Annotated in this window: 15 protein-coding genes; 4 read left to right on the top strand and 11 right to left on the bottom strand. The window is 48.8% G+C overall.

The window, feature by feature from the left end; translation table 11 throughout:
• Nucleotides 1-92: 92 nt before the first annotated feature.
• From HB364_RS23145 to HB364_RS23095, 11 genes are all read right to left on the bottom strand, one after another.
• The gene (locus tag HB364_RS23145; RefSeq protein ID WP_167290711.1) at nt 93-2,537 is read right to left on the bottom strand and encodes an ABC transporter permease; all 2,445 of its coding nucleotides are present in this window, start codon (nt 2,535-2,537) and stop codon (nt 93-95) included.
• 63 nt (nt 2,538-2,600) lie between these two features.
• On the bottom strand, nt 2,601-4,982 hold the full coding sequence (locus HB364_RS23140; RefSeq protein WP_167290710.1) for an ABC transporter permease: 2,382 nt from the start codon (nt 4,980-4,982) through the stop codon (nt 2,601-2,603).
• Nucleotides 4,983-5,103: 121 nt separating this feature from the next.
• Nucleotides 5,104-7,476 (bottom strand): ABC transporter permease, encoded by a 2,373-nt coding sequence (locus HB364_RS23135; protein WP_167290709.1) that lies wholly within the window; start codon nt 7,474-7,476, stop codon nt 5,104-5,106.
• Between the two features lie 121 nt (nt 7,477-7,597).
• Nucleotides 7,598-9,970, bottom strand: a complete 2,373-nt coding sequence (locus HB364_RS23130; protein WP_167290708.1) for an ABC transporter permease — start codon at nt 9,968-9,970, stop codon at nt 7,598-7,600.
• A 105-nt stretch (nt 9,971-10,075) separates the two neighbouring features.
• Nucleotides 10,076-12,439 carry an ABC transporter permease gene (locus HB364_RS23125; RefSeq protein WP_167290707.1) on the bottom strand — a complete coding sequence of 788 codons (2,364 nt, stop codon included), beginning with the start codon at nt 12,437-12,439 and terminating at the stop codon, nt 10,076-10,078.
• 20 nt (nt 12,440-12,459) lie between these two features.
• Complete coding sequence (locus HB364_RS23120) at nt 12,460-14,862, bottom strand: ABC transporter permease (protein ID WP_167290706.1); 2,403 nt, start codon at nt 14,860-14,862, stop codon at nt 12,460-12,462.
• A gap of 68 nt (nt 14,863-14,930) precedes the next feature.
• Nucleotides 14,931-15,191, bottom strand: a complete 261-nt coding sequence (locus tag HB364_RS23115; protein WP_167290705.1) for a hypothetical protein — start codon at nt 15,189-15,191, stop codon at nt 14,931-14,933.
• Between the two features lie 35 nt (nt 15,192-15,226).
• Nucleotides 15,227-17,647, bottom strand: a complete 2,421-nt coding sequence (locus HB364_RS23110; RefSeq protein ID WP_167290704.1) for an ABC transporter permease — start codon at nt 17,645-17,647, stop codon at nt 15,227-15,229.
• A gap of 100 nt (nt 17,648-17,747) precedes the next feature.
• The gene (locus tag HB364_RS23105; RefSeq protein WP_167290703.1) at nt 17,748-18,425 is read right to left on the bottom strand and encodes an ABC transporter ATP-binding protein; all 678 of its coding nucleotides are present in this window, start codon (nt 18,423-18,425) and stop codon (nt 17,748-17,750) included.
• A 25-nt stretch (nt 18,426-18,450) separates the two neighbouring features.
• Nucleotides 18,451-18,645, bottom strand: coding sequence for a hypothetical protein (locus HB364_RS23100; RefSeq protein WP_167290702.1), 195 nt, complete (start codon nt 18,643-18,645; stop codon nt 18,451-18,453).
• Nucleotides 18,646-18,694: 49 nt separating this feature from the next.
• Nucleotides 18,695-19,951 (bottom strand): efflux RND transporter periplasmic adaptor subunit, encoded by a 1,257-nt coding sequence (locus tag HB364_RS23095; protein ID WP_167290701.1) that lies wholly within the window; start codon nt 19,949-19,951, stop codon nt 18,695-18,697.
• Nucleotides 19,952-20,284: 333 nt separating this feature from the next.
• On the opposite strand from HB364_RS23095, the gene HB364_RS23090 reads away from it, so the two are divergent.
• From HB364_RS23090 to HB364_RS23075, 4 genes are all read left to right on the top strand, one after another.
• Nucleotides 20,285-21,646: a sigma-54-dependent transcriptional regulator gene (locus tag HB364_RS23090; protein WP_167290700.1), complete on the top strand. Its 1,362-nt coding sequence runs from the start codon at nt 20,285-20,287 to the stop codon at nt 21,644-21,646.
• An 8-nt stretch (nt 21,647-21,654) separates the two neighbouring features.
• On the top strand, nt 21,655-23,001 hold the full coding sequence (locus HB364_RS23085; RefSeq protein ID WP_246228590.1) for a sensor histidine kinase: 1,347 nt from the start codon (nt 21,655-21,657) through the stop codon (nt 22,999-23,001).
• 323 nt (nt 23,002-23,324) lie between these two features.
• Entirely contained in the window at nt 23,325-23,783 is a 459-nt protein-coding gene (locus HB364_RS23080; protein WP_167290699.1) for a YybH family protein, read from the top strand.
• A gap of 613 nt (nt 23,784-24,396) precedes the next feature.
• Nucleotides 24,397-26,664, top strand: coding sequence for a fasciclin domain-containing protein (locus HB364_RS23075; protein ID WP_167290698.1), 2,268 nt, complete (start codon nt 24,397-24,399; stop codon nt 26,662-26,664).
• The last annotated feature ends 17 nt before the right edge of the window (nt 26,665-26,681 follow it).

The raw sequence follows: 26,681 nt of genomic DNA, 5'->3' as shown, positions 1-26,681 counted from the left end.
CCTGATGAGTCAGCGGCTAGTGGTAAATGGCTAGTGGCTAGTGCCTGCATCGTCCCACTCGCTACTTGCCACTCACTACTCGCTTTCTTCCACTACTCACTTCTTAAACTTTTCACCGGGTTTGTCACCGCTGCTTTAATGGCCTGGAAACCGATGGTGCATACGGTGATCACAATGGCGGCCAGCCCTGCCAGTATAAATACCCACCAACTAATAGCCGTGCGGTAAGCAAAATTGTCCAGCCACTGGTGCATGAAATAATACGCCACCGGTGAGGCGACGACCAATGCGATGAGCACCAGTTGCAGGAAATCTTTCGACAACATAGAGGCGATATTGGCCACACTGGCGCCCAGCACTTTCCGGATACCGATCTCTTTGGCGCGTTGCTGCATGGTAAAGGCAGCCAGCCCAAACAATCCCATACAGGAAATGAAGATGGCGATGGCCATGGCCGTATTCATCAGTTGCGCTGTTTTTTCTTCCTTTTCATAAAAGGCAGCGATGCTGTCGTCAAAGAATGCCAGCTCCAGGGGTTTATCAGGATAGATGGAGGGCCATATTTGTTCAATGGCTGCGAGGGTGGATTTCATTTGTCCCAATTGCTGACCGCTGGTAGCCAGTTTTACACTGATGGTGCGGGCCGCCTTCGCCGTAGTGGTCATGAAAAAGGGGGGAATGGCTTCATGGAATGATTTGGCATAGAAATCTTCCACCACACCCACTACCGGGCCTTTTTTACCGGAAATGCCTACCTGTACCATTTGCCCTACTGCCTCGCGGGGATCTGTAAAACCAAGCGCCCGGGCGCAGATGGCATTGATCACAAACTCACGCAGGGTATCGGAAGGATGCAGGTTGCGTCCTGCGAGTAGCTTAATGCCATACAAGGGCAGGTATTGATCGTCTACAAACTCAAAGGAGGATAGGATCTCATTATCCGGCTGGTTGCTGCCGATGCGTTTGATGGAAGTGCCAGCATGCCGTTGGGCGGCTGGTGTTTCTGCATGGAGGCTCACGGCTGTAACGCCGGGCAACTGTTGCAGCTTTTGGGCGAACAGGAGCTTTTTATCCGGTGTTTGTTCCCGGCCGGGCCGCAGGTTGATAATGGCATCCCGGTCGAATCCCATGTCGGTATTCAGCATGAAATGGATCTGCTTACCAACAACGAGGGTGCCTATGATGAATACCAGTGAAATAGTAAACTGGAATACGATGAGTGATTTACGCAGATAATTTTTGTGCGGCGTTGGTGAAATGGCCTGTCCTTTTAAGGTTGTTACCGGACGATAATTAGATAATACACGGGCAGGATAAAAGCCGGCCAGTAAGGTAGTGGCCAGGGCAATGACCAGCAGGAACAGCCAGGTATAAGTATGGAAAGGTTGCAATACCACACCGGCAGGAATGAAGGTTTCAAAAGCTATGAGAACAGGCTTCAGCAAGATGGCTGAAAGAATAACAGCCGTCAGGGTAAGGATAAAGGTTTCACTGAAGAACTGCAGGCGCAGGCTGCCGCGGCCACTGCCCAGTACTTTGCGGATGCCGATCTCTTTGGCTCTTTTAATGGATTGTGCTGTTGAGAGGTTGATAAAGTTGACCACAGCAATGAGCAAAATAAAGAGGGCAATACCCATTAATCCATACAGGGTGGGCAGGTGTACCTTACGGCCATAGCCATCCTGGTAATCGGCATTGAAGTGAATATCGGCCAGTGGCTGCAGTTGCAGCGTATTGCCTTCGCCCCTCATATTATCTTTTACAAAGCGGGGGAACTGCGCTTCTACCTGTGCCGGTGTAACGCCGGGCGCCAGCTTCACCATCGCCTGTGAATAATAGTCCCACACGCCCCAGCTATTCAGATCAATATCTTTCTTTAAAAAGCTATGCTGTACAGTAGGAAAGGAGATGAAGTTGGTAAAACCAAAGTCTGTATTCTTTTCCCGGTCTTTCACAATGCCTGCCACGGTGAGGTGCAGGGAATCGTTATAGACCAGTTCCCGTCCAATCAGGTCACCGGCCGGCACTGTACCAAAGTAGTTCCTGGCAACTGATTCAGTCAGCACTACTTTAAAAGGTTCCTGCAAAGCGGTGGCTGCATTACCTGCCAGCCATTGGTATGGGAAGATGGAAAAGTAAGGGCTTTCGGCCACGATGATGGGAGAGGGCTGATCGGGCCGTGACTCAAATACTTTAGTTTCCCGGCCTGCTTGTGGCACCGTTACTTTGGCGTAATAGTTATAAAAGCCTGTTACCTGTTCAAAGCCGGTCAATTGTTCCCGCACGCGCATGGGCAGGGGAGAAGGTACATAACCTTTCTGGCTGGGCGGCTCATTTTTAAATTGCATGGAGCCCACAATGCGGTAGATGCGTTCTTTACCGGGATGAAATTTGTCATAGCTCAGTTCATGGCTGGCAATCAGGAATATGACCAGGCAGGTACTGATGCCCAGCGCCAGTCCCAGGATATTAATAGCTGTATAAGCCTTATTCCTGGTAAGACTTCTCCAACCTGTTTTTAAAAAACTCTTGAACATGGTTTGTTTAGATTAATAGTTTGAGGAATGTCGCTGTAATCCCCGCTGACTATTAACTATTGACTATTCACTTCTTAAACTCTTCACCGGGTTCATGATGGCCGCCTTAATGGCCTGAAAGCTGATGGTGGCTATGGCGATGACCAGGGCCGCTATCCCGGCTATTACGAAGATCCACCAGGCAATAGGCGTTCTGTAAGCAAATCCCTGCAGCCATTGGTGCATGAAGTACCAGGCTACGGGGGCTGCCACGAAAAACGATATCAATACCAGTTTCAGGAAATCTATGGATAAAAGGTTCACGATGCCAGTTACTGAAGCGCCCATCACCTTACGGATACCTATTTCTTTGGTGCGCTGCATGGTGCTGTAAGCTGCCAGTCCCAGCAGGCCGAGACAGGAAATGAAGATGGCCAGTATGGCAAAGTTCAGAAACAGCTTGCCAAACCTTTCTTCAGCGCGGTATTGCTGATCAAATAACTCGTCGAGGAAAGTGTAGCTGTAGGGCCTGTTGGGTATGGTGGTTTTCCACTTGCTTTCTATAGTTGCCAGGGTAGCCGGCAGGTTGGCTGTTGCTATTTTAACAGAGACAATTCTGGACCTATTGGGTTCGATGCGCATGGTAAGCGGTTTGATATCCTGCTGCAGCGAACGGAAATGAAAGTCTTTGATCACGCCGATGATCTTTCCTTCCCGGCCCCATTGCTTAAAGCGCCTGCCGATGGCCTGCTGTGGTGAGGAGTAACCAAACAGTTTTACGGCCGTTTCATTCATCACCATGGCCTGGGTGGTATCAGTAAGGAAGTCGCGGGAGAAAGCCCGGCCCGCCACCACTTTCATATCATACTGTTTTATATAATCGAAGTCAACAAAGTACACGTCAAGATTCGCGACCTGCAGATCCCCTTTGTTATTCTCAATTTCTGAATAGGCGCCGGCATTACGACCGCCGGGCACACTGGAGGAGAGCGATACGGCTTTCACGGCAGGGATACCGGTAAGCGCCTGCTTGAATGTTTCCTTGCCAGGGTCATTATTGGTATTAATGACTAGCGTCTGGTCTTTATTGAAACCAAGATCGCGGCTGCGCATGAAGTTCATTTGCCGGTATACCACGATGGTGCCAATGATGAGGGCAATGGAAATACTGAACTGTGCTACAACCAGTCCTTTTCTTAAAAGAATACCCCGTACGCCGGTAGCAAAACGGCCTTTCAATACGGTAATGGGCCTGAACGAGGATAATACAAGTGCCGGATAGGCGCCCGCCAGTAGCCCAATGCCGATAGCGGCGATGAACAGGATGCCCAGGTATTGCCAGTTACTGAAGATGCCTTCACTGACCTGCTTGCCGGCCAACTGGTTGAACAGCGGCAATAATATAGCCGCAAGTCCGATGGTGAGCAGCAATGCCAGCAGGGAAAGTATCACCGATTCTCCAATGAACTGCCAGGTGAGCTGCCCTTTGATGGCGCCTACTACCTTGCGGATGCCAACTTCTTTGGCGCGCTCTGTAGAGCGGGCAGTGGTAAGGTTGATAAAATTGATGCAGGCGATCAGCAGGATGAAGACGGCAACGATGGAAAAGATGTACACGTTGTTGATATTACCGGTAGTACTGCCGCCACGGGTTGAATAAAGATATACTTCCCGTAGGGGTTCCAGCAACAGGGTAGCGTACATCTGGTTTTCCTGTTCCTGTTTCCCGTTCCGCTTTTTGATGAAGGCCGGAAATTTGGTTTCCAATGCCTTTGCATTAGTACCGGGTTTTAATAACAGGTAAGCAGATGAGCCATAGCTTCCCCACTGTTGATCTTGTCCTGGATTAAATCTTTGGTTGAGGGTACTCATGGAAATCAGCATATCAGCTCTTACCTGCGAATTCTCCGGCATATCCTGCATGAGGCCGGTCACCGTGGCTGGAATGCCGTCGCCTGTAAGTAATAAAGTCTGACCTACTGGATTATTCCTGCCAAAATATTTTTTAGCGGTGGTTTCTGATAATACCACACTCATCTGATCATTGAGTGCCTTTTGAGGGTTACCCTGCAGCAGCTTAATGTCAAATACCTGGAAGAAAGCAGAATCTGCATACGCTGCATTTTCTTCCTGGTATTTGATATCCCCTTTTCTTACCAGCATATTGTTACCGCTGATACGAACAAAAGCTTCTACTTCCGGAAATTCATCTTTGAGGTTGGGCGGCACAGCCCAGGAGGGGCCATTGGCCTTAATCACTTCAGAAGGTGTTTTAATGTCGGTTACTATGCGGTAAATGCGGTCGGCTTTGGTATTGAAGGCATCATAGGAAAGTTCAAACCGTACATACAAAAAGATCAGGAAGCAGGCTGTCATACCTACGGTAAGCCCCAATATATTGATAAAGGAGAAAGCCTTGTGTTTCCACAGGTTCCTGAAAGCGATCTTTAGATAGTTCTTTATCACGATTTGTGTTTTATTGTTAGTTATTCTTTCCTGACGAGCCAGCGGCTAGTGGTAAATGGCTAGTGGCTAGTGCCTGCATCGTCCCACTCGCTACTTGCCACTCACCACTTGCCTTCTTCCGCTACTCACTTCTCAAACTCTTCACAGGGTTTGAGATGGCCGCTTTAATGGCTTGGAAGCTCACCGTAAGCAAAGCAATGGCCATGGCGCCCACGCCCGCGATGGTAAATATCCACCAGGATATAGGGGTACGGTATTCATATTGCTGTAGCCACTGGTGCAGTACATACCAGGCGATGGGAATAGCGATGAGGCAGGAAATGATGACCAGCGACACAAAGTCTTTGGACAGCATTTGCCAGATATTCATGACCGAGGCACCCAGTACTTTGCGTACGCCGATCTCTTTGGTGCGGCGTTCCGCCACAAAGGAAGCCAGTCCAAACAATCCGAGGCAGGAGATGAAGACGGCCAGAACGGCGAAGAAGGTAGCGAGGTTGCCGATACGTTCCTCATCAGAAAATTTTTGGGCATATTGCTCATCCGTGAACTTATATTCAAACGGGCTGCCCGGATTGTGGCTTTTAAATACAGGTTCCAGTTTAGCCAGCGCTTCCCGTACAGGCACGGTCGGTTTTATGCGTATGGTGATGATATTGGCCCATCCATATTCGAGAAAAAAGACGGTGGGTTTCACCGGCGTATAGGGCGATTCCATCACCATGTCTTTAACAACACCGATCACCATGCGGTCTTTATCGTTCCATTTGATCATTTGTCCTACAGGATCTTTGAAACCGGTGAGTTTCACGCCGGCTTCATTGAGGATGATCTGACCGGTATCGGTCGTATAATTCCGGGAGAAATCGCGCCCTTCCTTGATCTGCCAGCCGATGGTATGGCCGAAATCGTGCGTTACTGCGATGGTGCCGAAAAGCGGTACGGCATTAGGATCTTTGCCTTTCCAGTCAAAGCCGATCTGGTTGCTCCAAACATTGGTAGTGGGGCTGGATGATTCAGCCATATCTGCTACAACACCGGTGGCCAGCAGGTCGTTCCGGAGAACGTCATAATGGCCATACAGCTCCTTTGTATTAATGGATATTGAAATAAGCCCTTCCCGCGTATAACCTACCGGGCGGCTTTTGGCATATTGTATCTGCCGGAAAACAATGATGGTGCCGATGATGAGTGCGATGGATACCGTGAACTGTACTACGACCAGTATTTTCCGGGGTAAAGCGGCAAAGCGGCCGGCCCGGAAAGTACCCTTAAGCACTTTTACCGGGTCAAAGCGGGAGAGGTAGAAAGCCGGATAGCTGCCCGATATGAGACCGGTAAATAGGATGAAAACCAATGCCATCCCCCAGAAGAAGGGGTTCGACCAGGGCAGGCTGACTTCCTTATCGGCCAGGCCATTGAAGAAGGACAGGGAGAGCAATGCCAGGCCGATGGATAAGACAAAAGCAATGAAAGCTACAATGATGGACTCACCGAGGAACTGCCCGATAAGCTGGCTGCGTAGAGAACCCATCGTTTTGCGGATGCCTACTTCACGGGCACGTTTTTCACTTCTGGCGGTAGACAGGTTCATGAAGTTGATACAGGCCAGCAGCAATACAAATATGCCGATGATGCCAAAGAGCCATACAAACTGTATGCGGCCGCCATCCACTTTCCCATTGGTGAATTTGCTGTAGAGCCGCCATTTGTCCATCGGATGCAGTAAGGCGTATTCATCGCCTTCCTTTACATGCTGCCTGGCGATGCCTTTGATCTTCGCGGTTGTTTTATCAAAGTCAACGTTATCGTTGAGCTGTACAAATAACTGCCAGGAATGGTTGTCCCACTGGGTCTGGGCATTTTTCATCCACTCTTCATTCGCAACGTATTTGTCCCAGGGAATAAGGAGTTTGGTTTCGTTCAGTGTTGTATTACGGGGCAGGTCTTCGTACACACCCGCCACTTTGAGGTCAGTATTGTTGTCGAACTTCACGGTTTTACCGATCGGATCGGTATCGCCAAACAATGCTTTGGCCACTGATTGGGCCAGCAGGGCAGAAGAAGGGTCTTTTAAACCGTCCTGGCTGCCTTTCACCATTTTCAGGGAAAGCATTTTTGGGAACTCCGGTTGTACCCACATGCCCCCTTCTGTAATCTTTTTATCGCCCACCGCCAGGATATGGTCAAAATTCCAGGAGGCCATAGACACATATTTAAAGTCGGCCGTATACTTGTTGCGGAGTTCATAACCCAGCGGGACGGAAACGGCACGGCCCGTACCCGTTTCGCCATTAAAAGTTTGGGTGGTCATCACCTGCGCCAGCCGTTCATGGTTGCGGTGGTACCTGTTGAAGGATAGCTCATCCCATATCCATAAGCCAATGAGCAAGGCAATGGCCATGCCGGTGGCAAGGCCCAGGATGTTGATCACGGAATACATCCTGCCCTTGAGCAGGTTGCGGAAAGCGGTTTTGAAATAGTTCTTTATCACGATTAGTTATTTTATTGTCAGTTATTCTTACCTGATAGGTCTGCGGCTAGTGGTAAATGGCTAGTGGCTAGTGCCTGCATCGTCCCACTCGCTACTTGCCACTCACCACTTGCCTTCTTCACTACTCACTTCTCAGGCTCTTCACCGGGTTACTCAATGCAGCCCTTACTGCCTGGAAGCTCACCGTAAGCAACGCGATGGCCATGGCGCCCAGCCCTGCGATGGTAAATATCCACCAGGATATAGGCGTACGGTACTCATATTGTTGTAGCCACTGGTGCAGCACATACCAGGCAATGGGAATGGCGATGATGCAGGAAATGATGACCAGCGACACAAAGTCTTTGGACAGCATTTGCCAGATGTTCATGACCGAGGCACCCAGCACTTTCCTTACACCGATCTCCTTGGTGCGGCGTTCGGCTACGAAGGACGCCAGTCCAAACAGCCCGAGGCAGGAGATAAATACGGCGAGTATGGCAAAGAAGGTGGCGAGGTTTCCGATCCTTTCTTCATCTGAGAATTTTTTGGCGTATTCTTCATCGGTAAACTCGTATTCGAACGGGCTGCCCGGATTGTATTGTTTAAATACCGGCTCCAGTTTGCTCACTGCTTCCCTTATGGGTATGGCAGGCTTGATGCGTATGGTGATCACGCCGGTCCAACCGTAATCGAGGTAGAAAACAGTTGGCATTGCAGGAACATAGGGTGATTCCATGACCATATCTTTTACAACACCGATCACCATACGGTCTTTGTCGTTCCATTTTATGACCTGTCCTACAGGATCTTTGAAACCGGTGAGTTTCACGCCGGCCTCATTGAGGATGATCTGGCCGGTATCGGTAGAATAATTCCGGGAGAAATCGCGCCCTTCCCTGATCTGCCAACCGATGGTCTTTCCAAAATCGTGGGTTACGGCCACTATGCCAAAGAGGGGGACGGCGTTGGGATCTTTTCCCTTCCATTCAAAGCCGATCTGGTTGCTATAGATATCAGTGGAGGGACTGTTTGATTCGCCCATATTCTCTACTACACCGGTTGCCAGCAGGTCGCCGCGGAGGGCGTCATAGTGTCCATAAAGTTGGTCTGTATTGATACGAACGGTGATGAGCCCTTCGCGGGTATATCCTACGGGGCGACTCTTGGCATATTGTATCTGCCGGAAAACAATGATGGTGCCTATGATGAGTGCGATGGATACCGTGAACTGTACTACGACCAGTATCTTGCGCGGTAAGGCCGAAAAGCGTCCGGCCTTGAAAGTACCCTTAAGCACTTTCACCGGGTCAAAGCGGGAGAGGTAGAAAGCCGGATAACTGCCGGATATGATACCAGTAAATACGGTAAAGGCCAGGGCCATCAGCCAGAAGATGGGATTGCTCCAGGGCAGGCTGACTTCTTTATCGGCCAGGCCATTGAAGAAGGACAGGGAGAGCAATGCGAGGCCAATGGATAAGATAAAGGCGACGAAGGCTACGATGATGGATTCGCCGAGGAACTGCCCGATGAGCTGGCTGCGCAGGGAACCCATTGTTTTGCGGATGCCCACTTCTCTTGCGCGCTTTTCACTTCTGGCAGTAGACAGGTTCATGAAGTTGATGCAGGCCAGCAGCAATACAAATACGCCAATGATGCCAAACAGCCAAACAAAGGTGATACGGCCGCCATCGGTTTTGCCATTCGTGAATTTGCCGTACAGCCGCCAATTGCTCATAGGATGTATCACACCGCGTTCATCACCTTCCTTGAAGTGCTGGCGGGCGATATCCCTGATCTTTGATGCTGCTTTTTTGATGTCAGCCTTATCATTAAGCTGTACAAATAGCTGCCAGGAATGATTGCCCCACTGTGTAGATGCTTCTTTCAGCCACGACTCTGAAGTAATGTATTTATCCCAGGGGATCAGCAGCCTGGTTTCATACAGCGATGTATTGCGTGGGAGGTCTTCATACACGCCTGCTACCTTCATGTCGATCTTATTGTCGAACTTCACTGTTTTGCCTATCGGGTCGGTGTTGCCAAAAAGCGCTTTGGCCAGCGACTCTGCCAGCAGGGCCGAGGAAGGATCTTTTAAGCCATCGATACTGCCTTTCACCATCTTCAGGCCAAACATGGCAGGAAATTCAGGCTGCACCCACATGCCGTTTTTAGTGATCTTTTTATCACCTACCGCCAGGATATGGCCGAAGTTCCACGTAGCGAGCGATACTTTTTTAAAGTCGTCCGTGTACTTGTTGCGCAACTCCATACCGAGGGCGATGGATACGGCCGGGCCGGTACCCGTTTCACCATTGAAGGTTTGGGTGGTCATGATCTGCGCCAGCCGGTCATAGTTGCGGTGGTACTTGTTGTACGACAGTTCATCCCATATCCATAAACCGATCAGCAATGCAATGGCCATGCCGGTGGCAAGGCCCAGGATGTTGATCACGGAATACATCCTGCCTTTGAGCAGGTTGCGGAAAGCGGTTTTGAAATAGTTCTTTATCACGATTAGCTATTTTATTGTCAGTTATTCTTACCTGATGAGTAAACAGCTAGTTGTAAATGGCTAGTGGCTAGTGCCCGCATCGTCCCACTTGCTACTCGCCATTCGCTACTCGCTGCTTTTCAAACTCTTCACCGGGTTGGTCAGCGCGGCCCTGATGGCCTGCGAGCTCACGGTAGCCAATGCGATGATCAATGCAATGATGCCGGCCAGTATAAACAGGACCGGACTAATATGGGTACGGTATACAAAGTTTTGCAGCCACTTGTCCATTGCCAGCCAGGCAATGGGCGAGGCGATCACAATGGCGATGAGCACCAGTTTCACAAAGTCCCTGGCCAGGAGACTGGTGATAGCAGTTACAGAGGCGCCCAGCACTTTGCGGATGCCGATCTCGCGGGTCTTTACCTGCGCTGTATAAGTAGCCAGTCCAAACAGGCCCAGGCAGGAGATGATGATAGCAATGCCGGCAAACACATTGAACAATTTACCGGTCTGCTGGTCCGACCTGTACAGGCGGTCATAGGTATCGTCCAGGAAACGGTATTCAAACGGAAAGCCTGCATTGTACTGTTTCCATTTTTTCTCTACGGCAGCAACGGCCTTTGCCACGTCCTCACCAGAGGTCCGTACATACATCAGGTAGCTGGCGGGTTTATAGTACAAAGCAATGGGCTCTATTTTGGTTTTAAGGGAGGCTGCATGAAAGTCTTTTAACACCCCAACGATCTGTGCCTTCGTATCCCACAGTGTGAACCATTTCCCAATAGGATCTTTAATGCCCGCTTCCCGCACGGCTGTTTCGTTGAGAATGATCTTGGCCGAATCGGTGTTATCACCCCGGAAGTTGTGGCCCGCTGCAAATTCCAGTTTCATCTGCGGGATGAATTGTGCGTCAATGGCCATGGGATGGATCATAAAGCTGCTATTGGGATCTTTGCCTTCCCAGTCGGTATCGCCGGTGGTGCTGCTCAACTGCACAATAGTATGGTTGGCCGATGCGATGCCGGTAATGCCGGGTTGTTGTAGCAGCTCTGCTTTTACCGCTTCAAAGTGCTGCTCCATATCCCGCATGTTGACGGTAAATACGTGCGACTTGTCGTATCCCAGTTCTTTATCCCTGATGAACCGCATCTGCCGTCCGATAACCAATGTGCCGATAATAAGGATGACCGAAAAGGAGAACTGTGTTACTACCAGCACCTGCCGGAAGCGGGTATTGCCCAGGCCCATTCCTAATTTCCCCTTTAAGGCCAGGATCGGTTTAAAGGAGCTTAGCAGTAAAGCAGGGTAGATCGAGGAGGCTATCAGGGTACCCAGAATGGTAATGCCGATGGTGGTCCATACACCTGCATCCAGTAACCGGAAAGAACTGTTCTTGCCGGCCAGGCTATTGTAAAAAGGCAGCAGGGCATAGATGATCACGATAGCCAGCAGGGTGGCCAGGGTGAACAGGATGAGGGTTTCTACAATGAACTGAAGGAACAAGTGCAGTTTGGCAGCGCCAATGATCTTGCGTACGCTTACCTCTTTGGCGCGCAGCATGGAACGGGCGGTGGAAAGGTTTACATAGTTAATGCAGGCGATGAGCAGCAGAAGGACGGCCACTATAAAAAATATCTTTACCATTTGCATGGCGCTGCTGGTGCCATCGGGCGCATACAGGTGTAGTTTGCTGAGCGGCTGCAATCCATAATTTGTATTCTTTGAATCGGGGTGGTGTGTATGTTGTATCCGGGTAAGTTTTTTCTCAACGGCTGCGGTGGAAGCGCCGGGGTTGATTTGCAAATAAGTAGCGCTATAGTAATTGCCCCAGTCTTCATTCATGGATTTCCAGAAATCTTTACCGGTGTATTGCTTTGCAAAGCGGTCGATCGAAAACAGCATATCATATTGCAGGGTACTGTTGGCCGGGAAATCGGCTATTACACCCTGTACGGTAAAGTCTTCTTTATTATCGGCCCGGATCACTTTGCCAATGGGATTTTCCTGGCCAAAGTATTTTTGGGCAGTGCTGGTGGTAATAAGGATGGAATTATTATCGGGAAAAAGTTTGGCTTTGTTGCCGCTGATGATGGTAAAGTCGAAAATGGTAAAGAAAGAAGGGTCAATATAAGCTGTCCTGCTTTCTTTGAATTGCTTGTCGCCATATTGGAACACAGAGTAGTCATAGTTGCTTATTACACGCGCCGTTTCTTTTACTTCGGGTACCTGGGTTTTGCCATAGGCGCCAATGGGTGCGGGCACACCATCCCAGGACTGTTTGGAGCTGCCGGTGCCAAGATGGGCGATCACCCGGTAAATGTTGGGGGCATCGGCATGAAAGCGGTCATAGCTCAGCTCGTCCTTTACCCACAACAGGATAATAAGACCTACTGCCAGTCCTACGGAAAGGCCCAGCAGGTTGATGGAACTGTAGAAGCGGTTCTTCCACAAATTTCTCCAGGCAGTCTTGAAGTAGTTCTTAAGCATTATTGTCCTTTCTTTATTTGTTATTCACTTCTAAGGCTATTCACCGGATTCCGCAGGGCAGCTTTTACCGATTGGAAACTCAGTGTAATGAAGGCAATCAATACGGCGATCACACCTGCCAGTACAAATACCCACCAGGAAATACCGATCCGGTAGTAGAATGACTGCAGCCAGTTATGCATGGCATACCAGGCAATGGGCGATGCGATGACAATGGCCACCAGCACCAGGAGCAGAAAATCCCTGGATACCAGGCCCACAATATGGGGCACGCTTGCGCCCAGCACTTTGCGGATGCCGATCTCCTTGGTGCGTTGCAGGATGGCCAGCAGGGCAATCGCAAAAAGGCCCATGCAGGAAATGAGGATGGCCAGTATAGCGCCACTCATAAATATTTTGGACAACCGCGTTTCTTTGTTATAAGTGCGGTCGGTATTCTCATCGAGGAAAGAGGCGAGGAAGGGCGCTTTGGGGTTTACTTCCTTCCATGCTTTTTGAATTACCTCCATAGAGGCCGGCAGGTTACCGGGCTGCACACGGATGAAGAGGTACGATACCGGCCAGTTGGGGCGCACCACCATGGTGAGCGGGGCCAGCTCCCGGTGCAGGGATTTGAAGTGAAAGTCTTTCACCACGCCCAGCACCCGCAGTTGTGAGCCATCGAGAGGCAGTACTGCCGTAAGCGGATCTTTCTCACCCAGTTGCTTTGCCATGGTCTCATTGATGAGCACACCCGCTGTATCCATGCCATAGCTGCGGGAGAAATCACGGCCGGACAGCAGTTGAATGCCCATCGTTTTCAGGTAATCATAATCTATCCGCAGCCAGTGAGTTTTAATGCCTTTGTTCTTATAGTCAAATCCCATCATGGAAGTAGAGGAGGAGCCATCGCGCCCGCGGCCCATATTCATATCGGTAGCTGTTACGCTCACAATGCGGGGTTCTTCCGCCAGGCGGTCACGCATCAGGGACAGTGCTTTTTCCGGGTCCATGGTGGCGCCAACGGGCAGGCTGATCACCTGTTGCTTATTATAGCCCAGCGGTTTGGTACGCAGGTAGTTAATCTGCTGCCATACGATGAGCGTGCAAATGATAAGCAAAGAAGAGAGTACGAACTGTACTACCATGAGGGTATTGCGTACGCGGTTCGACCGGCCGACGGGTAGTTTCCCTTTTACCGTTTCAATGGTCTTAAAGGCCGATACCATCCAGGCAGGATAACCGCCGGCAAATAAGGTGATGAGCAGGAAGCCGCCCAATATATAAGCGATCAGCCTGGGAGAGCGCAGCATGTCTGCCGACATGGCCTGGTAAAAGACCTGTTTGTAATAAGGCAATAACAGGTACGCCATACCAAGCCCGGCGATCAATGCCAGCCCGCTTACGATCAGTGCTTCGCCCCAGAACTGGGAAATGAGCTGCCAGCGCAGGGCGCCCATCACCTTCCGGATACCTATTTCTTTGGAGCGGGTGAAGGAGCGGGCCAGGGAAAGGTTCACAAAGTTGACGCAGGCTATGAATAAGATAAACCCGCTGATGATGAGCAGCAGGTAAGGATAGAATTTGCTGACGCCGGCGCCGGTGCCGCTTTCTCCCCTGAAATGAATATCCGCAAAAGGTATCGTGCGCAGTCGCAGGAGCTGCCCTTCTTTATCGGGTTGGGCGCCATCCCGTTTCATGCTGCTGAGCTTATCGGCGTAATACTTATTGATAAAAGGGAATAGCCGCTTTTCAAAAGCAGCCTGTTGTACGTTGTCCTGCAGTTGTACAAACACCTCATGGTTTTCCGAATCCCATACATTTTGCAATTCTTTGTAAGCCGGGAAATGCTCAAACCGGGCCAGGATGTCGAACGTAAAGCTGGAGTTGTTGGGAAAGTCTTTGGCAACGGCTGTTACGGTAAAGGGTTCCCAGGTATCACCTGCTCTCATTTCAACGGTTTTGCCCAGGGGATCTTCTTTATCAAATAATACCTGCGCGCAATGCTCCGTGATCACAAGATTGTTCAGGTCGTGCAGGGGTGTTTTGTCATTGCCCGCAGTGATGGGAAAGGTGAACATCCGCAGGAAGTCGGGATCAACTGCACGGACATTCAGGTCCATCTCTTTGTTGTTGTACCGCACCATGCCATGCGCAGTACTGCCATAGCGGGTAATGTATTTAACATCGGCATATTCCGCTTTTAAGGCCGGGGCAACGGGAATGGCCATGGAAGAGCTGGCATCCTTTTGCTCATCAAAGTAAAGCTGGTAAAGGTGCTTTTTATTCGTGTGGAACTGGTCGTACGACAGTTCATGATACGCCGTGAGCGACAGCAGCAATGCTGCCGTAAAAGCAATGGCCATACCAAAGATAAGGATCACGGCAAACACTTTGTGTTTCCACAGGTTGCGCCACGCGATCTTGATGTAGTTGCTGAACATAACGCTGTTTAATTATCAGTAAAGAACTTATTGTTTGGGTGGTATGGCCGGCATAGGGTTATTGGATATTATTTTCCGGTGTCATCCGGCAGGTCGAGCGAATCCATGATACGTTTGGCCATGGTTTCCCTTTCTGCTTTGTTCAACCCGGCTACATTGAACTCCTTGTCATAGTCATGCACCTGCCTTCCATTGACCTTAGCATAGACTTTTACACGCATCATGTCTCCCTGGTAGGATACGGATTTTTTAATATGGGTGCCCCGCCCACAGGCGATAGCTGCTATCAGTGTCAGGGCGGTGATCAGGGAAAGGATTGTTTTGTTCATGGCTTTGTATGGTTAAGTATTAAGTGTTCTTTAGGTTATTCACTCCTCAGGCTCTTCACCGGATTGGCGGTGGCGGCCTTAATAGCCTGAAAACTGATGGTGAATAAAGCAATGACTACTGCAATGATACCCGCTCCTGCGAAGATCCACCAGGATATAGTGCTTCGATACGCAAAATCCTGTAACCAACTGTTCATGGCATACCAGGCAACGGGGAATGCAATGATGGTTGCAACAGCTACCAGTTTCAGGAAGTCTTTTGACAGCAGGGTAACAATATTGGGAACGGATGCGCCAATGACTTTACGGATACCTATTTCTTTGATCCGTTGGGTGATGGCAAAGGCCGACAAGCCAAACAAACCCAGGCAGGCAATAGCGATGGCAATACAGGAAAAGATGGTAAAGATGGCGCCCTGCCTTTGCTCGGATTTGTAGAGATCTTCAAAGTTCTCATCCATGAAGGTGTATTCGAAAGGTGTTTCGGGTAAGAACTTTTTCCAGGTGCTCTCTATATGGGCCAGGGCGCTGGTCATGTTATTGCCGGCCACCTTTACGGAGATCCTTCTGTAATCGGGCCGGGTTGGTGTTACCAATACCAGGGGCAATATTCTCTGGTGCATGGACTCAAAATGGAAATCATTGAATACCCCAATGATCTTTCCCCGCCGGCGGCCATAGGTAAAGTTCTTACCCACCGCTTCATCATCCGATTTTAGTCCCAGTACAGTTACCGCTGCGTGGTTGATGATAAAGCCGGCCGTATCGGGACCATAGTCGCGTGAGAAGTTCCGGCCTGCCAGTATTTTTACGCCATAGGTGGGCACAAAATCATGGTCCACTACCACATACTTGATATCGGCTTGCGTAGGGGCCAGGCTATCACCCCGTTGTATGGAAGAGCCCTGGGCATCCAGCAGCCGGCCGGTAGGGATACGGGAAGAGCGGGCAGTATTTTTAATATTGGTATTCCCGAGCAGTTCAGCCCGGAAAGCATCGTATCTTTCATTCAGCCCACCATTGTAACGCATGGTTACAATATGGTCGCGGTCGAAGCCCAGTGATTTCTCCTGCATGTAACGCAACTGACGGAAGACAACCGCTGTGGCGATAATGAGCATGATGGAGATGGCAAACTGCGTCGTCACCAATACCTGGCGGAAAGAGATATTGGCCCCGCCTGTTTTCATGAACCCTTTTAATACTTTGATGGGTTTGAAGGAAGACATGAACAGGGCAGGGTAGATGCCGGCTATTAAACCTACCAGGAAGGGGGCCAGCAATACAGGCAACATAATTTGCCAATGGAACAAGGCGCTGATGGAAAGTGTTTGCCCCGACAAGTTGTTCAGGAAGGGCAATAACTGCCAGGTGAGCCCGAAGGCCAGTATCATGGCCATCCAGGTAATGAGGGAAGACTCACTGAGGAACTGAAAGATGAGCTCCCTTCTTTCTGCGCCTACTACTTTGCGGATGCCAATTTCTTTTGCCCTCAGTACAGAGCGTGCTGTAGAGAGGTTCATGTAATTGATACAGGCGATGAGCAGGATGAAGAGAGCGATAGCCGAGAAGATATAAACGCGTTTGATATCGCCATTTTCTTCCAGTTCGGAATCCAGGTGTGAGTGCAGGTGAATGTCGGTGAGCTTTTGCAGGGAGAGCTGTGTCCAGCGGGATGCCTTTACCGGCGCCCCGGGATCCAGGTGCCTGTCCAGGAAAGCCGGGAATTGCGCTTCCAGTTTTTGGGCGTCATAATTGGCCGGCAGCAGCATGTACGTATAAAAGGCATTGTTGCCCCAGTTGGTGCGGAGGTTACGCTCGCCATAAACGGCCGAATCCTTCAGGGTATTGAAAGAAACCAAAATAGACGGATGGAAATGTGCATTGGAGGGAAAAGGTTTAAAGATACCGGTAACCTTAAATGATTGATCATCGTACATCCCGATCAGCTTATTCATAGGGTCTTCCTTACCGAAATACTTTTCCGCCATTTCTTCCGTGAGCATCACCGTATAAGGATCTTTCAGCGCGGTGGCGGGGTTCCCTTTTGTTACCTGCATGGAAAAGATATCGTGAAAATGTTCGTCGGCCATGTACACGTTCCGTTCATTAAACACTTTGTCATTATACCGCAGGGTAGTGGTGCCAACGGGAAACAGGCGGGTTATTGTCTCTATCTCCTTAAAATCATTTTCCAGTAAAGGCGCAAAGGGAGGCGCTACAGCGCCGAGGTTAAGGTTGGTGGCGCCGGTTTCAGCATTCCTGAATAAACGGGTGACCCGGTAAGTGCGATCGGCATTTTTATTGTACTTATCATAGCTCAGCTCATGCAAAATGTATACAAAGATGAGCAGGCAGCAGGTAAACCCTACCGTCAGGCCAAAGAGGTTGGTGAAGAAGATAAACCTGTATTTGAGCAGGCTGCGGAATGCTATCTTCAGGTAGTTGTAGATCATGGCTATGTTTTGAGGTCTGAAGTCTGAGGTCTGAAGTCGGATGAAGCTTCCGATCCGATAAGCTGTCTCGCTTTCAGACTTCCGACTTCTGACTTCGTGGTTATACCATAATATTTTCCAGTACAGCCTGTCCATCCAGCATACGGATGATGCGGTGGCTGTAGCGGGCATCATGTTCGGAGTGGGTAACCATCACGATGGTAGTGCCCTGCTCATTGAGGTCGGTGAGCAATGCCATTACTTCATTACCATTGGAAGAGTCGAGGTTACCGGTAGGCTCATCCGCCAGGATCAGCTTGGGATTGTTGACCACTGCGCGGGCTACGGCTACCCGTTGCTGTTGACCACCGGAAAGTTGTTGCGGGTAGTGGTTGCGGCGGTGCATGATCTGCATTTTATCCAGCGCCTCTTCTACGCGTTTTTTACGGTCGGCCGATTTAACGCCTGTGTAGATCAATGGCAGTTCCACATTTTCAAATACGGTGAGCTCATCAATGAGGTTAAAGCTCTGGAACACAAAACCGATATTGTGCTTGCGCAGGTCGGCACGCTTGCGTTCGTTGAAATGGGCAATCTCCTGTCCATTGAAAATAAAGCTGCCGGCATCGGGATCATCGAGCAGGCCCAGGATGTTGAGTAAGGTAGACTTCCCGCAACCGGAGGGGCCCATTACCGCTACAAATTCCCCTTCTTTCACTTCCAGGGAGAGTTTATTCAGCGCCACAGTTTCTACTTCTTCCGTACGGTAGACTTTCTCGAGTTCTGTGATCTTGATCATGTTTATTTGGTTTTGAAGTATGTTATTAGTTGATGAATATAATGCTGTAACCGGGCAGGTAGCTGGTGACCAGCGCCTCTGCCGCACCTGTGACCACTTCCCGTGCCGGCTTTTCGGCGGCGGCATTCTTCATTCCGGGGCAGGCCGAATGCCTGTTGGGAGAAGCGCCCAGCGTGCAGCAAAGCAGCAGCAAAATGGCGTAAATGGTTTTGATTTTCATGGCGTTTATTTTTACGTATGACGTTTCACGGTTTTGTTATGTTACACAGCTACGGCTTCTTCAGCACCAGTTCCTGCATGTCTCCATAATTCTCATAGCTGGAGGTTACCACCTTATCACCGGGCTTCAGGCCATCCAGTACCTCATAATAGTCGGGGCTTTGACGGCCCAGGCTGATGTTGACCTTATAAGCCGTATTGCCGCTTTCGCTCACTTTAAAGATCCAGTTACCACCGGTTTGCTGGTAGAAACCGCCTTTGGCCAGGAGGATGGCTTCTGTTTCATCGCTCAGCGCCAGCCTGATCTGCAGGGTCTGTCCGCGGCGGATGCCTTTGGGCACTTCGCCTACAAACTGCATGTCTACCTGGAAGCGGCTCGCTATAACCTGTGTGTATACTTTGGTAATGCGGAGCTTATACGTTTTGCCGGCAAAGTCGAAAGTGCCGGTCAGCTCATTATAAATGCGGGAGAGGTAATGTTCATCAATATCGGCGCGCACCTTGAAGCCGCTGAGTACGTCAATCTGCCCCAGGCGTTCTCCTTTATTTTTATTCTGTCCCAGTTCGGCGTCAAGGGAAGTCAGTTGCCCATCCACCGGCGCCCGTACGATCAGGTCGCCTACCTTTTGGCGGGTCAGCTCCAGGGCATTCTGTGAGTTCCTGTAGGTCAGTTTATCCTGTGCAATTTGGGTCGCTGTAGAGATAGAATCCTGCCGCAGGATCTCAGCGGTCAGTTTCTTCTTTTGCAACTGGTAGTTGTAGGTATTCTCCGACTGACGGAATTCCTGTTCGCCAATCACTTTCTGCTCGTACAGTTTTTTATTAAGCTTGTATACCCGCTCTGCTTCTTTCAGGGTATTTTCCACGTCCGTCATCTGGTTGAGCTTGCCTACTGTGTTCTGCTTGGCATTGTTGTTGGCGATCTGCATCTGGGTGAGCAGGTTGTACACGGATGTTTCCTGGTTTACCAGGTTGAGCGCCAGATCGGGGTTGGAGAGGCGCAGGATGGGCTGGCCTTTTTTCATCACGGTACCGTCTTCCACAAACTTTTCTTCCACCCGGCCACCTTCCTGGGCATCCATGTAAATGGTGGTGATGGGGAGCACCACGCCATTAATGGGAATGGTTTCCTGAAAGGGGCTTTTCCTCACCTCACTAATGGTAATGCGTTCTGTATCTACATTCAGGCGTTTTTTGCCGGAAGTGAAATAAACACTGGCGGAGATCAATCCTGCGAGGGCCACGATACCTCCGATGGTTAGTAACTTCTTGGTTGTCCATTTCTTTTTGGCAATGACTCTGTCCACGGTATAAAATCTTTAGTATTAGAATTCAGCTTTTTTTAAAAAAACCATCCGGCTGGCTGATGGCCGGATGGCCGAATAACAATCACATGAGAATAACTAATTCGCCGAATAAGAAAGCAACAACGTGCCAGAATGTAACCTCTATGATTTCCAGAACCTTATCCTGTTGTGGACTACGAATCTGTTCGTTACCGCTACAACTACTGTCCGCTTTCGATACAGTTGGCTTTCACCCCTGTTTTTGCGTAAAAAATTGTTTGCCATGCCTTTGTAATTATGGTATAATTGTAGTTGGATTATGTTGCATCCAACTCAATATTTATTTTTCCAGTTATGTTACTTAAAAATGCCAGTGTTTTAATCATCGATGATGATACCGATGTGCTGACGGCCGTGCGTTTATTGCTGAAAACGGAGGCCAAAGAAGTGGTGACCGAGAAAAACCCCGAAAACCTGCGGTGGTTATTATCCAAACAGGCTTTTGATGTGATCCTGCTGGACATGAATTTTACCAGCTCCATTAATACGGGCAATGAAGGGCTTTTCTGGCTGAACAAGGTCAAGGAGTTCAAGTCGGAAGCTGCCGTGATCATGATCACTGCTTATGGCGATATAGACCTGGCCGTACGCTCCCTGAAAGAGGGGGCAGCCGATTTTGTGGTAAAGCCCTGGCACAATGAAAAGCTGATCACCACCATCAAAGAGGCCCTGAAACGGAAAGGCAACGGTAAGATGGCTGCCAGCCCCTCCCTCAGCAAGGATTCCATCATTGGTACCGAACTGCTGGGCGAATCGGAGATCATGCAGGATATTTTTTACAAGGTCGAAAAGATAGCTCCTACCGATGCCAATATCCTCATCCTGGGTGAGAATGGTACCGGTAAGGACCTTATCGCAAAAGCCATCCACCAGCAATCCCTGCGCACCGATAAAGCGTTTATTAAGGTAGATGTGGGCGCCCTGACGGAAAGTCTTTTTGAAAGTGAGCTGTTTGGCCACAAGAAAGGGGCTTTTACCGATGCACGGGAAGACCGTATAGGCCGCTTTGAAGCCGCCAATAACGGCACCCTGTTCCTGGATGAGATCGGCAATATTTCCCTGCACCAGCAGGCCAAATTGCTGAGCGTATTGCAGAACCGGCAGGTGATCAGGCTGGGTACCAATGATCCCATCCCCATTAATATCCGGCTGATCTGCGCTACGAATGTGCCGCTGGCCGAACTGGCCAATGAAAGCCGTTTCCGGAAAGACCTGATTTACCGGATCAATACGGTAGAGATCATGGTGCCGCCGCTGCGCAAGCGCGAGAACGATATTATTATATTGGCCAAACATTTCAGCCGCCTGTACAGTAATAAGTACCTGAAGCCGGTACTGGAGTTTGACAGTAAGGCGATGGAGAAGCTGCTGCAATACCATTATCCCGGCAATATCCGTGAGCTGCAATACACCATCGAAAGGGCGGTGATCATGGCCGATGGCAATGTGCTGCAGGCTACCGACCTGATCTTTTCGCCCATTGAAAGTTCGGTGGTGGTAGATTCGGAACCCGATGAACTGAAGCTGAGCTCCGTGGAAAAGAATACGATCCTGCGGGTGATTGAAAAACACAATGGCAATATTACCAAAGCGGCGAAGGAACTGGGACTGACGCGGACAGCTTTGTACAGAAGGCTTAGCAAGTACGATATTTAGATTTTATTATGATGGATTTCAGAAATATAGAGTGGCGTATACTGAGCCGGGTATTTTTATTGCTGGTAACATTGACGGCGACTGCTTTCCTGATCGTGAATCAATTGTTCATTTACCTCGTGATCATGCTGCCGGTGATCGTGTACCAGGTGGTAGAGTTCTATCGTTTCCAGCGCAAGGCGCATGATGAACTGGACCAGTTTGTCGAGTCTGTACATTACCGTGATTTTTCCCGCTATTTTGATGTAAAGCACGCGCCGGTGGAATTACAGCCGCTGCGCAAGGGTTTTAATGAGATCAACTCCACGTTTAAGGTGATCAGCAAGGAGAAGGAAACACAGTACCAGTATTTGCAGAAGATACTGGAGCTGATAGATACCGGTATCCTGATGTATAAAGAGGATGGGGGCGAAGTGGTATGGATGAATGAATCGCTGAAGAAGATGCTGCAGTTGCCTTACCTGAAAACGATCCACTCCCTTTCCAAACGGGATGGCGACCTGTACCGCCATGTGCTGATCCTGAAGCCGGGCGACAGCAAGATCGCTACCGCACATTCCGATAAGAATGCCTTTAAAGTATTGCTCTCCGCCACTGCTTTCCAAACGGAAGGGCTTAAGTATAAACTGATCGCTTTCCAGAATGTGAATGAAGCGCTGGATGAAACGGAGTCCAAAGCCTGGCAAAAGCTGCTGAGCGTAATGACGCATGAGATCATGAATTCCATTGCGCCCATTTCGTCCCTGGCTGCCACGTTGAAATTGCGTTTGCAGGAATCGGTGGGTTCGCTGGACAACCAGGGTGGTCAGCTCGACGACCTGGAGCTGGGCATTGATACCATCAAGCGCCGGAGCGAGGGCCTGCTGAAGTTTGCCGAGACTTACCGTAACCTCAATAAGATCACGGCGCCCAATGTGAAGAAGGTGTATGTGCGCGACCTGTTTGAGAACCTGCACCAGTTGATGGAGCCTACGCTGGAGCAGAAGAATATTGAAATGGAGATCATTCTCAAAGATCCCGACCTGATGCTGGAAGCAGATACGAGCCTGGTAGAGCAGGTATTGATCAACCTGGTGGTGAATGCCATGGAAGCGGTGAAAGACCAGGCGGAACCCAGGATCATTTTATCTTCTTACCTGGCTTCCAACCGGAAGACAGTGATCAAGGTAGCGGATAACGGTATTGGCATGCCCGAAGAGTTGATTGATAAGATATTTATTCCTTTCTTCAGTACCAAGAAAAGCGGCAGCGGTATTGGCCTCAGCCTTTGTAAACAGATCATGATGCTGCACCGCGGACATATCCACGTACAATCCGTTGAAGGTGAGGGGACAGCGTTTGTGCTGCAGTTTTAGGCGGCAATCAGCAGTCGGCAATCGGCAATACGCTTGCTTCGATAGCCGGTTTATTGCTGGTGAAAGCTACCAGAATGGGCGGCTACTTGCCTAAGAATGGTACCGGACTGCTCTGGGAATGGTCTAAGTATTGCCTGAACCTTGCACTGGTACACTATAGAACTGCATGTATTTAGAGCATTCCAGTGCGCTTTTCAGCGCATTCCCCGGCCATGTTCAGCGCACTTCACTCCCGGTAGGGGACAATGTCAAGAATCTTGACATTGCTAAAAATTCTCTTACTTTTAATGACGTGTTGGATATAACAGAAAAAGTCGACTCTTATGAAAATGATCAGCTATTTAATGATAATTGCTTTCCTGGCTGGCGGATGTGCTGCTCACAAGGTTGATGATGATAAAAAGTCTTTGGAAAAAACAACGGCAGCTATCCGGGATGCTTTTGGCCGTGGTGATGTGCCGGCCATTGTTGCCTTACACCATCCCGATGTCATAAAATATTTTGGAGGCGATAATGTTGTAAAAGGGCGTGTTGCTTTAGAGAAAGGGTTAACCGACATGTTTCGCACATCTACCATGGAATTTATAGAAAACCGGGTAGAAAGTACGCTGTTTAATGGGGAGACTGCTATTGAAACGAGCATTTTTGCTATTAATATCATACCCAAAAATGGCGGCAAGCCCACAGTGGGCAGGGGCCGTTCTATGGTTGTTTATGTACGTTATAAGGATAGTCCAACAGGTTGGGTATCTATCCGTGAGATGGCACAGGCAGCTCCTTAGTCTTTTCCTGAGTAAACCTCTAATCTTTAAAACGAAGACGGCCGATAGATGAAAGGGCCTGCGTATATTTGAGTGTTAGCAGTAATAGTATGACAGATCAATGCTGCTAACACGAGCTTTGTGTACGAGATACACTGGCAAGTTGGCTGCGCTATCCCTACACGAGAAATAATAACTCACCCCAATAGGCTAAATCATAACTTTTATTAACAACCGGGAACGATTGCGTAAATTTTTGGTGCAGAACAGGATACATCAGGACGGTTGGCTTTTTCCGCATGCTAACTTAGTACGCGATTTACCGATCGCATAAACGAATTGCTGAACAGAGGGTAGTGCAGATGTGCAATCCTAAAACCCAAACGATTCTTGCCATGATCATTGCTGTATTTTCTCCTCCTGCGCTTGCAGACTCATTCTTTTTAATACTGTGGCGTTCTTTTTCGAAGACGATTACTTATAAAACGTCATATTGTTTTATTTACCAACACATCAATAAGATTGGCGCTTGCAGCAATGCAGGCAACATCATAAAGGAAATATAATGGAAGCATAATGGCCTGCAGCCATTATGCTTTTTGTTTATGTATCTTTTTTTTTAACCGGTATCATCATGAATAAGTTCATGTTAAGATTGTTTTTGCCTGTACTCACCCTATTACTGTTTGCTCAATGCCGTAAGAAAGCGTTTGATGAGAAATACGATCGCCCCGACAACCTGCAACCCCCTTTTTACCAACAATTGCAAAGTGCAGGGCGCTTTACCAGTCTCCTTAAGCTGATTGACAAATCAGGCTATAAGCCTACCCTTGAAGCCGGTGGCTACTGGACCCTGTTTGCTCCCAACGATGATGCCTTTAAACAGTTTTTTACAGATAGAGGTATTGGCAGTGCAAACGATATAGACTCTGTCACAGCAAGGGCCATGGTACAGTATATGCTTATTTATAATGCCTATAAAGAAGACAGACTGGATGATTACCAGGCAACAGTCAATAATACCGGCTGGACACCTTCTATCGCTTTCAGAAGACGTACTGCTTACTACACGGGTTTCTATACCGATACAGCCAAGAATAACAAGCCGGTGGTGGCACTGGCCACCAATCGCAATAATAAAGGGGGCGCCAATGGCAACTATGTTACCGGTGATGATAACAATAAATACATTACGTATTTCACGAATTCTTATTTCAGCTCATTTAACCTGAGCGCAGCAGATTACAACTATTTCTATCCGAATTCAGCATACGCCGGTTTTAATGTTGGAGAAGCTAAAGTGATCACGAAAGACCAGGTGGCTGAAAACGGCGTATGGCATGAGGTAGATAAAGTGATCACGCCGCTGATGAGCATTGATGAATATATCCGCACCAAACCCCAGTACAGCAGCTTCAGGGCCATCCTGAACCGCTTATATACCAATAATACGATCAGTTTTATTTATAATGCTACTGCCAGTCAGCGTTACCGGGTGCTTACCGGTAAAAGTGATTCGGTATTTGTAAAGGTCTATTCCAATCTGCTCGCCTATTCTCCCAACAATGAAAATTTCATGAAGGAGGAGGATAACGATGGTCAGAAAGATTGCTGGACCCTGTTCATTCCCACCAATGCAGCAATAGATAACTATGTTAACAATGTGCTCTGTGAGTATTACGCATCTGTTGACCAGTTGCCGCTGGAAGTGATCACCGATTTCCTGAATGCGCATATGTTCCCGACAGCAGTATGGCCCAGCAAGTTCAACGTTACCAAAAATATTTTCAGTGAGCCTGCCCGCTTTGATCCCTACGCGGATGTGGTGGAAAAGAAAATATTGAGCAATGGTTTTCTTTATGGTACTTCTAAAGTAGAGGAAGCGGATGTTTTCAGCACGGTATATGGTAAAGCCTTTCTCAACCCCCAATTTACCATGATGACAAGGTTGCTGAAATCAGCGGGATTGAACCTGCTGGTATCGAAATCAAATATTTCCGTCAACATGTTGCTGGTGCCGGATGCTGTATTCAGTACTGCGGGGTATAGTTACAATGCCACCAAAAGTCAGTATGAATACAGGGCTACGCCCACTTCATCGGCCACCACCAATGGCGTATACGATAAGCTGATCAGGATCGTTAAAACCTGTGTATTCTTTGCTCCTTATAAGGCGTCTACCGATAATCTTTCCGGCAGCGGCATTGTGAAATCGGGTGACGCAGGAAATGAAGGCGACTATATTAAGTTCAATAATAATAAGCTTGAAACAGGCGGTTTACTGGATGCAGGCATTACAGCCAATGTCGACAGCTTTAAAACAGCCGCTAATGGTAACGTATATTTCATTAACCAGCTTCCTGTATTCAGCGAAAAAGGGATAGGCTTCCATATCAAAAAGCTGGGTGAAAGTACTTCCTCTGACTACAATTATTTCTGGCAGTATCTCAGCAATTCATCCTATTACAGTGCTACCACTGCCGAAATAATAGGTTTAACGGGATTCTCTACGCTCTTTATCCCTTCCAATGCAGCCATTGTACAGGCGGTGAATGATGGATTGTTACCGGGAACCGGTACCGCTCCTTCCAAAGTACCCACTTTCAATCCTTCTAATGAGCAGGGTAAAGACCTTGTACGCAAGTTTATACAATACCATATCCTGTATGGCCATACCGTGGTGCCCGATGGAAAAACAGAAAGTCCGATGAATTATGAGTCGTTTCTCAAAAATGCACTGGGTACTTCATTGAAGTTTACGGTTACTACTACACCTGGTGTGCTTTCCATTAAAGATAATTATGGAAGAACCGCCAATGTAATAACAGCGCAGAGCAATAACCTGTCGAACCGGTCAGTCATTCACCTGCTCGACAATTACCTGAAGTATAACGATAACTAAACAGCGATAAAAAACTG

Origin of the sequence: Paraflavitalea devenefica (assembly GCF_011759375.1) — a bacterium.
GTDB classification, from domain to species: Bacteria; Bacteroidota; Bacteroidia; order Chitinophagales; family Chitinophagaceae; genus Paraflavitalea; species Paraflavitalea devenefica.
The sequence above is the reverse complement of the archived record's forward strand: the minus strand, read 5'-3'. Positions and strand labels throughout refer to the sequence as shown.